The organism is Streptococcus cristatus (genome assembly GCF_001578775.1).
In the GTDB taxonomy this organism is placed as follows: Bacteria; Bacillota; Bacilli; order Lactobacillales; family Streptococcaceae; genus Streptococcus; species Streptococcus cristatus_A.
Map to the genome: position 1 here is coordinate 1 of NZ_KQ969104.1, position 208 is coordinate 208.

General features: G+C 49.5%; 1 pseudogene. It reads left to right on the forward strand.

Annotation, left to right across the window (positions count from 1 at the left end):
• Positions 1–208 (forward strand): annotated as a pseudogene (locus SCRDD08_RS10835) (hypothetical protein); the annotation flags it as partial.

Here is a 208-nt window from a genome sequence, read left to right on the forward strand (position 1 = left end):
CTTGCTGATACAGACTGGCTGGTGCTCAATGAGCTTGAAGCTGATTCACTTGCTGAGACAGACTGGCTCAAGCTCAACGAAGCTGAAGCACTTGCGCTTGTTGAGACAGATTGGCTGCCACTCAACGAAGCTGAGGCTGATTCACTTGCTGAAACTGATTGGCTCAGGCTCAATGATGCTGAAGCAGACTCGCTTGTTGAAACTGACT